12 protein-coding genes are annotated in these 15,569 nt (G+C 47.7%); all 12 read right to left on the bottom strand.

Annotated features, from left to right (window positions below):
* Positions 1-14: 14 nt before the first annotated feature.
* Positions 15-794: a (d)CMP kinase gene (gene cmk, locus JFC05_RS07975; RefSeq protein WP_198336505.1), complete on the bottom strand. Its 780-nt coding sequence runs from the start codon at positions 792-794 to the stop codon at positions 15-17.
* A gap of 206 nt (positions 795-1,000) precedes the next feature.
* Entirely contained in the window at positions 1,001-1,639 is a 639-nt protein-coding gene (gene tadA, locus JFC05_RS07970; RefSeq protein WP_198336490.1) for a tRNA adenosine(34) deaminase TadA, read from the bottom strand.
* 6 nt (positions 1,640-1,645) lie between these two features.
* Positions 1,646-2,383 carry a uracil-DNA glycosylase gene (locus tag JFC05_RS07965; protein WP_198336489.1) on the bottom strand — a complete coding sequence of 246 codons (738 nt, stop codon included), beginning with the start codon at positions 2,381-2,383 and terminating at the stop codon, positions 1,646-1,648.
* Between the two features lie 224 nt (positions 2,384-2,607).
* Complete coding sequence (gene clpA / locus JFC05_RS07960) at positions 2,608-5,154, bottom strand: ATP-dependent Clp protease ATP-binding subunit ClpA (protein ID WP_198336488.1); 2,547 nt, start codon at positions 5,152-5,154, stop codon at positions 2,608-2,610.
* 642 nt (positions 5,155-5,796) lie between these two features.
* Positions 5,797-6,195: an ATP-dependent Clp protease adaptor ClpS gene (locus tag JFC05_RS07955; protein ID WP_192993808.1), complete on the bottom strand. Its 399-nt coding sequence runs from the start codon at positions 6,193-6,195 to the stop codon at positions 5,797-5,799.
* Positions 6,196-6,321: 126 nt separating this feature from the next.
* Positions 6,322-7,197: a hypothetical protein gene (locus tag JFC05_RS07950; RefSeq protein WP_198336487.1), complete on the bottom strand. Its 876-nt coding sequence runs from the start codon at positions 7,195-7,197 to the stop codon at positions 6,322-6,324.
* Positions 7,198-7,310: 113 nt separating this feature from the next.
* Entirely contained in the window at positions 7,311-8,378 is a 1,068-nt protein-coding gene (gene argC, locus JFC05_RS07945; RefSeq protein ID WP_198336486.1) for an N-acetyl-gamma-glutamyl-phosphate reductase, read from the bottom strand.
* Positions 8,379-8,546: 168 nt separating this feature from the next.
* A complete protein-coding gene (hemE, locus tag JFC05_RS07940; protein ID WP_198336485.1) occupies positions 8,547-9,683 on the bottom strand; it encodes a uroporphyrinogen decarboxylase in 1,137 nt (378 codons plus the stop codon).
* A gap of 264 nt (positions 9,684-9,947) precedes the next feature.
* On the bottom strand, positions 9,948-11,120 hold the full coding sequence (gene proB, locus JFC05_RS07935; protein ID WP_192993816.1) for a glutamate 5-kinase: 1,173 nt from the start codon (positions 11,118-11,120) through the stop codon (positions 9,948-9,950).
* Between the two features lie 78 nt (positions 11,121-11,198).
* On the bottom strand, positions 11,199-12,407 hold the full coding sequence (gene cgtA, locus JFC05_RS07930) for an Obg family GTPase CgtA (protein WP_198336484.1): 1,209 nt from the start codon (positions 12,405-12,407) through the stop codon (positions 11,199-11,201).
* Positions 12,408-12,632: 225 nt separating this feature from the next.
* Positions 12,633-14,078: a glyceraldehyde-3-phosphate dehydrogenase gene (locus JFC05_RS07925; RefSeq protein WP_198336483.1), complete on the bottom strand. Its 1,446-nt coding sequence runs from the start codon at positions 14,076-14,078 to the stop codon at positions 12,633-12,635.
* A 192-nt stretch (positions 14,079-14,270) separates the two neighbouring features.
* A complete protein-coding gene (locus JFC05_RS07920; protein ID WP_198336482.1) occupies positions 14,271-15,503 on the bottom strand; it encodes a lipocalin family protein in 1,233 nt (410 codons plus the stop codon).
* Positions 15,504-15,569: the final 66 nt, after the last annotated feature.

Below are 15,569 nucleotides of genomic sequence, written 5' to 3'. Positions count from 1 at the left end.
CTGTATTGTTTTTATTAATTATTAAAACAAATGCCTTTGTCCTGACAGTATTTTTTGACTTGTTCATATACGCTGTCGGCATCCAAACATGAGCTGTCTAATAATAAAGCGTCCTTGGCAGGCTTCGACGGTGCTGTCGCGCGGTTTTCATCACGCTCGTCACGCGCTTTGATCGTTGCTAAAATCGCCTCAAAATCTGCGGTTTGCCCTGCACTTAGTAGCTGCGTGACACGGCGCTCAGCACGCGCTTTGGCACTGGCTGTCAAGTATACCTTAACATCGGCATCAGGGAATACCACTGTTCCCATATCGCGGCCATCAGCGACCAGCCCTGAGCGACTGGCCATTTTTTGCTGCAGCGTGAGCAGCGCCTGACGCACTTTAGGGAATACCGCGATCTTTGAGGCATAACCGCCAACGGTTTCGTTACGGACTTGCTCGCCAACGGCATCGCCATTGACGATGATATCTACGCGGCCTGATGCCTCATTGGGCACAAACACGATATCTAAACCTTGGGTTAATGTCAGTACTGCCTGCTCATCAATGTCTTGACAGCCATCGGCACCGAGCAATCCTGCTTCAAAGGCTTTGAGCCCGACGATGCGGTATAGCGCCCCTGAGTCTAATAACTGATAACCCAATGCTTGCGCTAAGCGCCAGGTGACTGTGCCTTTACCCGCCCCGCTTGGACCATCAATACATATCACGGGATAACGCTGTACCGCTTGCTCAGAGGGATCACAATCCTGCAAAGCATTATCAGGCGTAAAGTCAGGTGTAGAGACAGTCATCATGTTTACTCAATTATAAAAACAACATATATCGCCCACTGCTAAGGACAGCGCGATATTCACCACCTTATCAAACGCTTAACAGCCATCTGATAATCGCAGCGTCAAATAGGGCGATATTATAGCAAGAAAACCCTATCATCACCATAACTGATGCTTATATTTGCAGGCAGTATGTTTTGTAGAGACGCAAAAGCCCTTATTTTTTAACATCTGATTTTTTTTTGCTTGGCCAGCTGACGACGAGCTCGAAAAAACCGCTTAAGTAGCTGACTGCTATGCTCACTGCACAAACCCCGTTGTACGGTAATGACATGATTATAAAAATCTTGTGCCGATAGATCCATCTGACTACCCACCATGCCAGCTCGCGGCTCATTTGCTGCATACACCAGCCGCGCCACTCGCGCATGGATTAGCGCGCCCATACACATGGTGCAAGGCTCTAAGGTCACGTACAAGGTGGTGTTTGATGGTAGGCGGTAGTTTTTTAGGTGGCTACAGGCATCTCTTAGAGCGACTATCTCGGCATGAGCGGTGGCATCATGGCGACCGATTGGCTCATTAAAGCCTTTACCAATCATCTGCTGCTCATGTACCAGTATCGCGCCAACTGGCACCTCGCCCAGCTCAGCGCCGCGCTGAGCCAATGCCAATGCTTGATGCATCCACTGTACATCTTCTAGCGTCCAAAACTGCTGAGTGCTCAGCTCAAGCTGATGTCGAGCACGGCTACCAGCAACGTCCACAGACAAGCTATCAGGGCTTGAGTGGTAACTAATACCATCAGGCAGACAACAATGATGTGCTTGCAGTGTCTCTGCGGCAAAAAAAGGAATGGTCATAGATAACTACTGTGGCAACTGCCAATCAATGGGGGTACGGCCATGCTGCCGGAGATAATCATTGGTCTTCGAAAACGGCTTGGTGCCAAAAAATCCGCCACGGTTTGCCGCCAGCGGCGATGGGTGGACAGCGGTTAAAATCAAATGTTTATCAGCATGGATGTATTTGCCTTTTTTCTGGGCTTTACTACCCCACAAAATAAACACCGTATGCTCTGTTTGTTCGTTGATCACATCGATCACTGTATCGGTAAATTGCTCCCAACCTTGATTTTGATGACTGTTTGGCTCACCTTCTCGCACAGTCAACGCACTGTTGAGTAGTAATACACCTTGCTGCGCCCAATAAGTCAAGTCCCCATGCGCTGATGGCTGAACACCGATATCATCGGCCATCTCTTTTAGCAAGTTGTTGAGTGACGGCGGTTTTGGAATGGATTTGGGTACCGAAAACGACAATCCCATGGCCTGACCTGGGCGATGATAAGGGTCTTGCCCTAAGATGACCACTTTAACGCGAGATAATGGCGTGAGATTAAAAGCATTAAACATCAGTGGCGCTGGTGGATAGATACTATCTGGCGACTGATAAGCTTCCTTTAAAAAAGCCCGTAGGTTGTCCATATTCTCAGAAGTCAGCTCATCTGCCAAGGCCATCTTCCAGTCTTCTGGCAAACGTACTTTGTCTAAGATGGCTTTTTTTTGTGCGGCTGTTTTTGGCGCCTTTGCATCGAGAGGTTCCATACTGTGTCCTTTTTTAGTTGTTATATAGGGCGTGTCTTCAATTCAATCGATAGTTATCTAAATGGGTTCACTATCTATAAAAGTTAGCTGGCTACTACCTACAAGACCCTTACTTTTAGTAAAATCAATCAACATAAATAAAAATGAGATGATGAATTATAACAATAAAAAAACGGCTACCGCACGAACATGGTAACCGTTCTTATTATATTAGTAGCAAAGCCTTAGCTAGCTAATGACTCAGAGTCTGGGTGTGGCTCGTGCGTCTCCACCACCGTCAGCACGATACGACTGTCTGCTGAGCCTGTATTGGCGCTCTGATCTTTTTCTAATGCAACAGCGTTTTCATCTTGTGCCTCAGGTGCCAAGGTCAGATGTACGACCCCGCCATTGACCAAGTCACCAAACAAAATCATACTCGCAAGCGGCTTTTTGATTTCATCCTGTATCAAGCGCTGCATCGGACGCGCCCCCATTAGACGATCATAGCCTTTGTCCGCCAGATAGTCACGTACGTCATCGTCGATCTCTAATGTCACTTGTTTGTCATCGAGCTGTACTTGTAGCTCAACCAAGAACTTATCGACCACTGATACCACGACCGAGGTATCTAATGGGTTGAACTGAATAATCGCATCCAAACGGTTGCGGAACTCAGGGGTAAAGACCCGTTTTAACGCCTCAGTATTGTCACGGCTATGATCTTGCTGGGTAAAGCCCATGGACGAGCGGCTGATACTCTCCGCACCGACGTTGGTCGTCATGATGATAATCACCTGCTTAAAGACAGCAACGCGGCCATTATTATCCGTCAACGTACCATGGTCCATCACCTGCAGTAGCAAGTTAAAGACATCAGGGTGGGCTTTTTCGATCTCATCTAGTAGCAGCACGCAATGCGGATGCTGATTGATTTTTTCGGTCAGCAAACCGCCTTGATCATAGCCAACATAGCCAGGAGGCGCGCCAATCAAACGTGATGCGGTGTGCGCTTCCATGTATTCTGACATATCAAAACGTACCAGCTCCACGCCGAGCAGGTTGGCCAACTGACGCGATACTTCTGTCTTACCTACCCCTGTTGGGCCGGCAAACATAAACGAGCCAATCGGCTTGTCTGGCGCTTTGAGTCCAGCTCGCGACAGCTTGATGGCATCTGCCAAAGTCGTGATGGCTTCATCCTGACCAAACACCAAGTGCTTAAGGTCACGGTCCAAGTGCTCCAAGATACTCTTGTCATCACTGGACACCGATTTGGGCGGAATACGGGCAAGCTTAGCAATGATGGCTTCGATATCTGCCACATCGATTTTCATCGGTGCTTTTTTCACCTCAGTGGCTTGAGAGTCCTCATGAGACTTCTCGTTCGCATAGGCTTGATCATCGGCTTTGGCAGTGTTTGCCTCCGCTTGCATCTCGCTGCTATAGTCTGTCTCAGCATCGTCCGTTGCTGCAACTGGTGTATCAAAATCCTGCTCTAAATCAGCGATGAAGCTTTCTTCTGCCGCGACATCATCAGAATCAGGGACGACACCCAAACGCTTATAGGCACCTGCCTCATCGATGACATCTATCGCCTTGTCTGGCAAAAAACGCTCATGGATGTGCTTGGCTGACAATTGAACTGCTGTGACCAATGCTTCATCACTATATTCGACATTGTGAAACTCTTCGTAACGCGGTTTAAGCCCGCGTAAAATATCGATAGTATCGTCGACACTTGGCTCTTTTACGTCGATTTTTTGGAAACGACGAGAAAGAGCATGATCCTTTTCAAACAACTGACGATACTCGGTAAAGGTGGTCGAGCCGATACAGCGCAGCTCGCCATTGGCAAGGGCCGGCTTGATCAGGTTTGAGACATCCATATTGCTACTCATCGATGACCCTGCACCGATAATCATATGAATCTCATCAATAAACAAAATCGCATTGGGTTTTTTCTTTAGCGCATCAAGCAAGGATTTCATGCGCTTCTCAAAATCACCGCGATACTTGGTGCCAGCGATAAGCGCGCCGATATCCAGACTATAAATCACGCAGCCATTCAATGGCTTTGGCGCTTTTTCGTTGATGATAAGCCACGCCAAACCTTCAGCGATAGAGGTCTTACCTACGCCTGGCTCGCCCACCAATAGCGGGTTGTTTTTGCGGCGACGGCATAGCACTTGTGCCGCCCGCTCAATCTCAGACGCGCGGCCGATAAGCGGATCGGTCTTACCTTCCGCGGCACGCTGGTTTAGATTGGTAGCGAACTCGACTAGCGGATCTTTACTAGTCTTTTCTGAGGCACCGCGGCGCTCACCTGTCATCGATGCACGTGGCTCTGATGGTTCATCTTTATCTTGACCATGCGAGAGATACTGCGTCAGCTCTAGACGGCTGATGCCTTGCTTTTTGAGCAAATATACTGCATAGGTGTCGTGCTCTGAAAACATCGATACAAGAATATCCGAGCCTTCTACCAGACGGCCGCCGCCGATAGACTGTACGTGAAAGATAGCACGCTGCAAGATGCGATCAAAGCTTTGGGTCGGCTGCGGGGATTGCTCGGTATCAGCATCCACCGTCGGCGTGTGCTTATTAATATAAGCCTCAAGCTCGGTGCGTAGTGCTGAAACATTGGCATTACAAGCGGTTAGGGTGTTGGCGGCATGAGTGTTTTCTAGTAGCGCCAACAATAGATGCTCAACAGTGAGATACTCATGCGATTTTTGGCGCGCAAGCGTCATTGCTAAACGCAAAGAAACTTCAAGATGACGACTTAACATAAGGGCTTCCTACGGTTGTACCTATCTTTATAATTGATAGCTTTATGAATGAGTTAGTAAGTAAATCAGGGCGATAGATGAATTGTTCAAGGGCAATGGCGGCATAATTACTTGATATAAATCAATAATGCGGACCATAACCTCCCTGTTTTGGATACCCTTACCGATAAAAAGAGTCATCTATCGACGATTAAGCCTGCGCCGAGCAGTCGAGTACAGGGCATTATGACTCATATTCGCTTTTCTTTATCTCAACACGATATTTACCCATAGTCAATCTATTAACATCGACTAAAATGTATCGAAGCATATTGCGTCAAGACAGCAAGATAGACAAACAGGCAGGATAAGAAAGCAAACAACAAGGAGGCAGAGATACAGAAGTAAGGTGAAGAATGGGAACGTGATAGCAAATTGGTTATAAAAACAGTACAGCGAGATAAAATATCCATTTTTTTATCTCACTGCTTCTTTTTTTCACTGTTTTATTGAGCGACTTGATAGCCCTATATTTGAGTTACTTGAATTTGACTATGCTGATTGGGTGATGGGGGAATGACTGATAAACACCATCAAAAACCAAACGTATTAATTTGAGGCTTACGTAAAGGTGTTGGCATCAGACGTCGCTATTATCCTTTATTACCCTTCCCCTTGATGTGGTTCGATTTGGGTCAATAACGGATACCCTTCGCGGTGAGCCAGACTGTTGACTTTTTTGGCCTTAGTTTCAGCGATATCTTTTGGGTAGATGCCTGCGATACCTTTGCTACTATTATGAATGGTCAGCATAATCTCCACAGCAGCATCCATACTATGACGAAACTCCGACTGCAGGACATACACCACAAACTCCATCGGTGTGTAGTTGTCGTTGTACATGACCACCGCATACATCGGCGGCTTGGCAATTTCTGGCTCAGCCACCAGTACGTCTGCTTGCGGTGAGGTTTCCTCTTCTGTATCACCATCTTGGGCACGATGGGCGGGCAGGTTTGGAAAGTGCCAATCGCATACCGTTGGCGCATCTTGTAGTGTCATTTGTTTTATCATAATCAAAGTATAATTATAAGGTAAGTTTGAAGTTATAGAAGTGACAAAGGTGATAACAAGCAGGCAGACTATTATCGTCTATTATTGATGTCGACCTGAACAGACAGACGACCGCTAGTCTGTCGCACTCTTTGGTTCAATCGGGCTTTTATCTACCTCAGGCAGATCCAACAAAGACAGCGGCATATTGTCCACCCTGTCGCCCAGCTTCCAGTCATACAGCTGCTCTACTTGCTGATTGCCTGCTTGCAAGCTGAGTTTGACTTGTAGAGGTTTAAAGCCTGATGGCATCATAAAGCGACCACGAATACGTACGATACCTTCTATCATATGGTTTGCCGGATCAAGTGGCACTTCGACTAGCTCGCCATCATTGAGCAAGGTCAAAGTTGGTCTTAGACGTTTGGCTGAGCCATCCGCACTGAGCATACCAATATCAAACCCATACTCAAAAGCATTCTCAGGTAGCGGCTCAATCTTAGCCCCCAGTACTTTTAGTGGCATGCCGCCTTTTTCAGTGAGCGCCTCTGCATACACCTCATTTAGCTGCGTCAGTTGGCGATTTTCTACTGTCAGAGCTTGCTGGTTTTCACGCAGTTCATGTAAGTTTGCTAAGCTAATAGCCAGCTCTTGCTTAGCAGTGGCGGCTTGATTGGTCGCAACCTTATTACTCAGACGCAAATCCTCAAGCTCTTTACTGGCCTCTTTGCTATCAATGATCGCCTGCTTGGCTTCGTTTTGCATCGAGTGAGTACCGCGCTGATAGCCAAGTTTGTGACCAAACATCAGCCCCACAATCGCGGTGACCAGTATCACCACCACAAACAAAGCCAATACCAACGACGAAGCGCCTTGCTGCGTGCGCCCGATATTGCTCGCCACGCTGGTTTTAAAAGACTGCTTCCTTTGCTCTATATCACATGGAGCAAAGGCTTGGCATGATACACATGCTGGCTGCGGGCTAAGGCGTAGTGCAATCTGAATACGCATTTAGACAGTATCTCTTAATAGTAAGGGCAAGTTAGTATAGCGGAATTTATAATCAATACCTAGCACCATAAATGTGAATGACAAGGTGAGAAAAAAGCGAACAAAACAACACCTTAAGGAACAATAGGTGCAAAACTCAATCCCAATGACTCCTCAAGCCCAAACATGACATTCATATTTTGTACCGCTTGTCCTGCTGCTCCTTTTACGAGGTTGTCCTGTACCACGATCACTGTCAGCTCAGCGCGCTCGTTGTCTTGATGTATCGCTATACGCAAACGGTTACTGGCGCGGACACTGCGGGTATCTGGATAATTGCCTTTGGGCATGACATCGATAAATGGCTCACTTGCATAAGCATTCTCGAAGGCTTGCTGCCAGTCAATAGCCGTCCCAGCCTCTGTCATCTCCATATGAATGGAGCTGAGCATACCGCGTATCATCGGCACCAAATGCGGTAAAAAACGAATGCGATGCGTAAACTGACTGCCTAGTAACTGTGCCACACCCTGCTCGATCTCAGGCAGGTGACGATGCCCCTCAACGCTATAAGCCTTAAAATTATCTGTCGTTTCGGCATAATTGAGCGCAAGTTTTGCCTGACGTCCAGCGCCTGAGACACCAGATTTTGCATCAATGACGATACGCGGCTCGATCAGCCTATCTGCTTGGGTGTTTTGTTTTTCGATAATAGGCTTGAGACCTAAAATCGCCGTGGTAGGATAGCAACCAGGATTGCCCACGACCAGCGCCTCGGTAAGCTTGGCACGATTGACCTCAGGTAAGCCATAAACAGCCGTTTTTAGCAGCTCAGGACAAGCATGAGATTGTTTGTACCAGTGCTCAAACTCCGTCAAGGACTGCAAACGAAAATCAGCAGCCAAATCGATGACCTTAACGCCCACTTGCGTGAGCGCCTCGGCCTGCTTCATCGCCACTCCATGAGGGGTCGCAAAAAACACCACATCGCACTTTTGTAACGCCCCAAGTGTATCTTCACCCAAATCACTAAAAACGATGTCTGATATACCGCGTAAGCTTGGAAATATCTCATCAGCGCGCGTACCCGCCTCGCTACGTGACGTTAGCAAATCAAGAGACACGTTGGGGTGGGCAGACAATAAGCGAATAAGCTCAATACCTGTATAGCCTGTACCGCCGACAATAGCTGCTGAAATCATAAGATATCCTTTTTTACTTAAGTAACATCATGCCTAAAAATAAAGTAGCCAGAAAACAAACGCAAGTATCGCTCTACTGTCATCAAGCTCGTTGACAGTACCCGTTGCGGGATTCGACTGGCGATAAGAATTTGCTCTCACATCAAAGCATGGCTCATGCGCTATAAACTAAAGTTTATAGTCATGAACCGCATCAATAAACACCTTGGCATTTTCAGGGTTGACCCACTGCGTGATACCATGACCTAAGTTTGCCACGTAGCCTGTTTTTTCGCCATCTGCATAGGCTCTATCGAGCATCGCCGTTACTTCTGCGCGGATGGTGGCAGGCGAGCCATACAAGGTTGCTGGATCTAAATTGCCTTGTAGTGCTTTGCTGCTTTGTAGTTTTTTGTGCTGCTTGGTCAATTGACGCTGGCTCTCATTGAGCACTTGGCGCGCGCGATCTATCGGCATGGTCCAGTCTAGCCCGAGTGCGTCCGCCTGACTGTCTGCTTGCACATCGAGCCACAGGCCACCGCCTTTGGTAAATAGCACCACTGGGATCTGCGGGTGACGAATCTTTAGCTCAGCGACGATACGCTTATTATAGGCATGAGAGAAGTCAACGAACTGACGATGACCAAGCGCGCCGCCCCAGCTATCAAATAGCTGTAAAACCTGAGCACCAGCGACCACTTGAGCATCCAAATAATCCACCACTGCGCTAGCCAACTTATCCAATAACTGATGCAAAAACTCAGGATTGCTATACAAAAAACCTTTAGTATAACGATAGTCCTTTGAGCTGCCGCCTTCGATCATATAAGTGGCTAGTGTCCAAGGGCTACCAGAAAACCCAAATAAGGGTACTTGGCCATTTAGCGCCTGACGAATACTGGTCACCGCACGCATGACATAATCAAGCGAGTCATTCATATCCAGCACTGGCAGTCTATCAAGGTCTGCCTGCTGACGAATCGGGTACTTGAACTTTGGGCCTTCGCCTGTCTCAAAGTACAAACCCAAACCCATCGCATCAGGAATGGTCAAAATATCGCTAAATAAAATCGCCGCATCTAAATCATAACGACGCAGTGGCTGTAAGGTGACCTCGGTGGCACGCGCAGTGTCTTTACACAAGCTCATAAAATCGCCAGCCTCTGCCCGCGTGGCTTTATATTCTGGTAAATAACGGCCAGCTTGACGCATCATCCAAACAGGGGTGGTATCAACAGGCTCAAAGCGTAAGGCACGTAGCAATCTATCGTTTTTTAACGGCGCAAACGTTTGCTGAGCCGAATGATTATTGTCTGAAGCACTCATGTACAAATCTCCAAAACCGCACAGTATTTATATCTCTTTGCATACTGTACTGGATAAATAAAGTGAATAAAAAATGATAAACGCTGATAACGTATAGATGGCGGCATATAAATACTAAAAACCGTCTCATGAGTTGATAGGAGCGCCCAAAGCTTAAGCTTAAATGCCATTTATTATTAGGGCGTGTCCTCAATCAAATATCTATCGATAAAAATAAGGACACGCCTTCGTCATTGAAAATAGCGATCAGACCGCTAAATAGGATCAGACGGTCAGTGCTAGATTGTCTCGGTGCACCATGACCACGCGCTCTTCATGATTGCCAAGTATCTTATCAAACTCCTCAGTTCGCTCACGAGCCACACGGCGCGCATCACGAGATGAAAAGTTGACTTGGCCGACCGCGATACGCTCGCCTGTGTCTTGGTGCACCACCTCTACCACATCGCCTTCATCAAAATCGCCGCGTACCTCTACCACCCCGACAGGCAATAAGCTCTTATGATGCTCGACCACCGCCTTGGCCGCTCCAGCATCGACGATCAGGGTGCCTGACATGCGTAGATGCGCAGCCAGCCACTGTTTGCGGGCGATGATTTTGTCTTCATCATTGGTGGTCAATAGCGTACCCACCGCCTCGCCTGAGACCACTCGCGTGATGACATCATCGATCGCACCACTGACAATCACCGTCGGACAGCCGCCCATAGCAGCAAGGCGACCGGCGCGGATCTTAGTCAGCATACCGCCGCGCCCAAGCTTGCCGCCATCACCTGCGATATCAAACAAATAATCTGCCATCGCGCGCTCTTGGCGAATCATCTTGGCATTGGGGTTGTCACGCGGGTTGTCTGTAAAGACGCCTTCTTGGTCTGTGAGGATAATATACAAATCTGCATTAACCATCGCCGCTGCCATCGCGCCCAATGTGTCATTGTCACCAAACTTAATCTCATCAATAGTGATGGTATCATTTTCATTGATGACCGGCAGGACGCGCCAGTCCAACAATTGGGTCAAGGCGCCAGTGGTATTTAGGTAACGACTACGGTTGGACAAATCATCGTGTGTCAGCAAAAGCTGTGAGCTTTGGATACCGTGTTGAATCAAAGCCGACCACCAGGTCTCAATCAAACCCATCTGACCAATAGATGCACACGCTTGCAAGGCGGCAAGCTTCCGTGGGCGCTCCTCAAGGTTCATACGTACCACACCTTCGGCAACTGCACCAGAGGACACCAGCAGCACTTCCACGCCTTGCTTATGCAGCTTTGCAATTTGCTTGGCCCATTCGTAAATGGCAGTTCGATCCAGCCCTCGGCCGTTATTGGTTAATAACGATGAGCCAATCTTGACAATAACGCGCTGAATATCAAAGTTGCGAGTTTGCTTAATAAACCTTGCTTCTTCGGTCGTATTTGCTATGTCATCTGCCATATAAACTCCTGTGTCTTGTGTCAATTGATTACGGGGGTTGCTCTAAACATTTAAGTATATCAGCTTAAGCATCATAGCTTAAGGCACATAAACCACCTCAACGCCATCTTCGTCGTCATCTAAGCGATCATCGCTGTTATCTATGCCTTCACGCGCAGCTCGGCGAGCGGCTCTATATGCTTCGCGCTGGGCTTCGGTATTTAGGCGAACTTCTTCTTCTAAACGCGCGAAACGCTCTTTTTGTGCTTCAGCAAAGATAGGGTCTTCTATCTCACGCTCGCGCTCACGCTCAATATCGTTCATCAGGTGGTATTTGACCGCGTCCACCCCCTCCCCAGTCAAGGTAGAGGTGCGAAAGACCATACCTGTCCAGCCAAGCTCAGCCACAATATGCGTACACAGCTCGTTTAAGTCTTCATCATTGACCTGATCGATTTTGTTGAGTACCAAAATCTGCGGGAGGTTGGCCAGCTCAGGAGAAAAACGCTCAAGCTCATTTAAGATCACGCGGGCGTTTTCTACCGGATCACTGCCATCGACGGGCTTGACATCGACTAAGTGTAACAGACGACGCGTACGAGCCACGTGCTTTAAAAAGCGAATACCCAGCCCAGCCCCTTCGGATGCGCCTTCGATCAAGCCTGGGATATCTGCCATGACAAACGAGCGATGGCGACCGATATCAACGACACCTAAGTTTGGCACCAACGTGGTAAAGGGATAATCCGCCACCTTTGGTTTGGCAGCCGAGACCTGACGGATAAAGGTGGATTTGCCCGCATTGGGCAAACCGACCAATCCCACGTCAGCGACGACTTTTAGCTCAAACTTAAGTACTTTTAATTCGCCCTCAAAACCTGAAGTCGCCTTGCGCGGTGCTTGGTTGGTCGAGCTTTTGAAATGGGTATTGCCCAGACCACCATCGCCGCCCTTAGCAACCAATAGCGTCTGACCAATTTCGACCAAATCTCCTAATACTTCGTCCGTCTCGGTATCGACCACCGTCGTACCGACCGGCACAGGCAAATAAATATCCTCTGAGCCTTTGCCTGAACAGTTTTTACTTTGTCCATTTTCACCGCGTTTTGCATCATAGCGGCGCGTATAGCGATAGTCCACTAGGGTGTTGGTGTTGTCATCAGCAATGACATAGACATCACCGCCGCTACCACCATCACCGCCATCAGGGCCACCACGTGGGACATATTTTTCTCGGCGAAAACTGGCGATTCCGTTACCACCGTCACCTGCTTTTACCGTTACGACGGCTTCATCAATAAATCGCATCTTACGTTCCTTAATTTACAATCCAGTCTATAACTGGCTACAACCAGCGGCTGTATTTTAGGTTTTTGCTAGGGGGTTTGTCATGACGACTGCCAAAGTCCTATTATTGGTGCTTAGCATTTGGTAGTTAGCACTTAGCCTTCATGATGACAATAACACCCGATAACCAATCGGACTATCGGGTGCTTTATATTATATTTGAGTTTGCAGCGCTTAGCTTACGTTTTATGCAGGAATTTGCGTATAGCTAATGCCAGCCATCTGGGTAGCCAAACGCAATACCTGAGTACTATAGCCTACTTCGTTGTCATACCAGATATATACGATGGCATGATTATCAGTCAAAATAGTTGCTTGCGCATCGACGATACCGACATGAGTGGTCCCAACAAAGTCGGTCGACACCGCTTCAGTCGAGTCTGTATAAGCGATTTGCGACTGCCAAGTGTGACTGTTGGCGATTTTGCGCATAAACGCATTTAACGCATCAGCACTCTCTGGCGCAGTTTTTAGATTTAAGTTCAAAATCGCAAGACTCACGTTGGGGGTTGGAACGCGAATGGCATTGCCAGTTAGCTTACCACTGAGCTCCGGTAACGCTTTACCGACTGCTTTTGCAGCGCCTGTGCTGGTGATGACCATGTTCAATACGGCACTACGGCCGCGGCGGTCTGATTTGTGATAGTTATCAATTAGGTTTTGATCATTGGTAAATGAGTGAATGGTCTCGACGTGACCGTTTTCGATACCGTACTCATCGTTTAGTACTTTTAGCGTTGGGGTAATAGCGTTGGTGGTACAGCTGGCTGCACTAACGATAGTATCATCGCCGACTGTGTCATTGTTGACACCATACACGACGTTTTTGATATCACCGCCTGCTGGTGCGGTTAGGAGTACTTTTTTGACACCAGTAGATTGCAAGTGTTTACCAAGGCCATCTTCGTCTTTCCAGATGCCCGTGTTGTCGATTACCAACGCATCAGCGATGCCATAAGCGGTATAATCGATGGTGCTTGGGTCATTGGCATAAATCACTTGTACAAAGCGGCCATTGATGATCAGGCCGTTGTTGTCTTCATCAACCGTCACGCCGCCAGCAAAACTGCCATGGATAGAGTCGCGCTCTAACAACGACGCACGCTTGGCCAGATCGCCTGCTTTTGCAGGACGTACGACGATGGCTTTTAGCTGCAAGCCTTTGGCACTAGATGCTTGCGATAACAATAGGCGAGTCAAAATACGACCAATACGGCCAAAACCGTATAATACCACGTCAGTGGCGCTGTTCATCGCCCCTTGCTCGTGATTGACGGCTTGCAGGGCAGCCTGTACGTCAGTGTCAGAGGCGATTAGCTGGCCGACATCGATACGAGCGGCTTGAAGGCCTTTATTTTCTGCCAAAGTTTTTACCATGGCCAAGGTGTCAGCGACCTGGATGGTCTTTGCGCCTTGCTCACGCAATGCTACTTTTTGATGCAGTGCCAATATTTGACCCACTGAGCTGGTATCTAGCGTTTCGCCGAACAAAGTCACTTGTACGTCTTGCTCATTATAAAGCTTATTTAGCAGCCCCATTAGCTCAATGGCTTGTTGCTCTTGGGTGTTGTAGTTGCTCAAGTGGTCTTGATGTAATTGGCGTAAGGTATCAGCGTTGCTCACGAGAAACATCCTTATGGTCAGTAATGTATGATCAGTAAAGTATGAAGAAAAATAAATAGATGGGCAGTATAGGCTCTAAGCGTTGACACTTATGGAGTCATCAAGACTCTCGATTTTGGTTATTTGCGTTAGAGTATGTAGAGCGCCTAGATTTTAGCCTAAAACGCCCTATTTTGCCAGTCATTAACCACGCGAACAGGATTATGGGACCAAGTTGACCGTTTGTTTGGACTGCGGTGTCAGCTCAAATTCTTTTAAATCGTAGCCTTGCTGCTGGGCAATTTGACGATATTTGGCATACGTTTCTTGAGCGATATCTGGTGAGCGTGCCAGCAACCAAAGATAGTCTTTGTCAGGCGTCCCTACCAAAGCAGTTTTGTAATCGCCATCACGTGCCAGCACCCAATAGTCGGCACGGCCCACTGGCAGCCAGCGTATCCACGATGGCAAAAACGTAACCTTGAGTTTACTACCAGTGGCATCGGCAGGTTTGGCCAAACCGTCAGCAACTATCTCTGCGCCGTCACTATCCAAGCACTTGTTGGTGACGATAACGCCCGAGCCGTCCGTCTTTTGCGTATAGTTGGCCGTCACATCGCCTGCGCAGTTACGTTGAAAATACATCGGCAAGCGGCCTATTTCATACCACGTCCCCGCGTATTTGTTTAGATCTACACTATCGACTGTGGTCGGCGTGGTCGCAGATTTATGGATGATATCACTTGGCTGCACAGCTAGTGTCTCTGTCATTTCAGCGCTGCTGGTCTTTGCCACTGTGCTTGATTTTGCCGCTGTGGTTGTCTCAGGCGAAGCAGCATAAGCAGAAAACGCCGCCAGAGGTATGATAATCGCTAATGCTATGCCTGTGTGCTTGATCAATCCATTCATAAATACGCGCTCCGGTATTTCGCTGTATGAGTCTGTATAAGACGTAGAGCCGTAGGATGTCTGTCCATCAGCTGTTGATGAGCTAGGCTTTGATGACGCGCCTACTTTCTTAGACTTGTCGTAGGTATTAAGAGCGCCTTTCTGCATGATTGCATCCACAGGCGTTTGTCCATGACCCGTCAGGCACTTTGACGTTGTGTGCTTATCTTTTGGCGGCGAGGTTACTTGGATGTCATCCATCATGGCAGAGTCTTCTATTTTGGCAGGTTTTTTGCTCACCTTTTTATAACCAAAATAATTGTCTTGTAAAGACACCTGAGTGGGCGCTGGCTGCGAATACCTGCTGCTCGCTATCTCATCTACCAGATCATCACGATAGCTGGCATCATTGCTGGCAGCATGACTGACATTGTCTGTTTGCTGTGCGCTGCTTTTGGTCAATTCACTGTGTAAATAGCAGTCGCTAAATGAACTGCTCTGCTGAGATTGAGAACCAGCTTCCTGTGAATCAGACCAAGCTGATTTAGGTAACTTATTGGTTTTCATAGATATACCGTATTTATTATGTCTGTTAAATATGCTTTATACATTGTCAATTTTATACATTGTAGA

Source organism: Psychrobacter celer, from assembly GCF_016107555.1.
Classification (GTDB): domain Bacteria; phylum Pseudomonadota; class Gammaproteobacteria; order Pseudomonadales; family Moraxellaceae; genus Psychrobacter; species Psychrobacter celer.
The sequence above is the reverse complement of the archived record's forward strand: the minus strand, read 5'-3'. Positions and strand labels throughout refer to the sequence as shown.

Coding starts and splice junctions, on each gene's coding strand:
- cmk (WP_198336505.1), bottom strand. CDS start 794: ATGACTGTCTCTACACCTGACTTTACGCCTGATAATGCTTTGCAGGAT.
- tadA (WP_198336490.1), bottom strand. CDS start 1,639: ATGACCATTCCTTTTTTTGCCGCAGAGACACTGCAAGCACATCATTGT.
- JFC05_RS07965 (WP_198336489.1), bottom strand. CDS start 2,383: ATGGAACCTCTCGATGCAAAGGCGCCAAAAACAGCCGCACAAAAAAAA.
- clpA (WP_198336488.1), bottom strand. CDS start 5,154: ATGTTAAGTCGTCATCTTGAAGTTTCTTTGCGTTTAGCAATGACGCTT.
- JFC05_RS07955 (WP_192993808.1), bottom strand. CDS start 6,195: ATGACACTACAAGATGCGCCAACGGTATGCGATTGGCACTTTCCAAAC.
- JFC05_RS07950 (WP_198336487.1), bottom strand. CDS start 7,197: ATGCGTATTCAGATTGCACTACGCCTTAGCCCGCAGCCAGCATGTGTA.
- argC (WP_198336486.1), bottom strand. CDS start 8,378: ATGATTTCAGCAGCTATTGTCGGCGGTACAGGCTATACAGGTATTGAG.
- hemE (WP_198336485.1), bottom strand. CDS start 9,683: ATGAGTGCTTCAGACAATAATCATTCGGCTCAGCAAACGTTTGCGCCG.
- proB (WP_192993816.1), bottom strand. CDS start 11,120: ATGGCAGATGACATAGCAAATACGACCGAAGAAGCAAGGTTTATTAAG.
- cgtA (WP_198336484.1), bottom strand. CDS start 12,407: ATGCGATTTATTGATGAAGCCGTCGTAACGGTAAAAGCAGGTGACGGT.
- JFC05_RS07925 (WP_198336483.1), bottom strand. CDS start 14,078: ATGTTTCTCGTGAGCAACGCTGATACCTTACGCCAATTACATCAAGAC.
- JFC05_RS07920 (WP_198336482.1), bottom strand. CDS start 15,503: ATGAAAACCAATAAGTTACCTAAATCAGCTTGGTCTGATTCACAGGAA.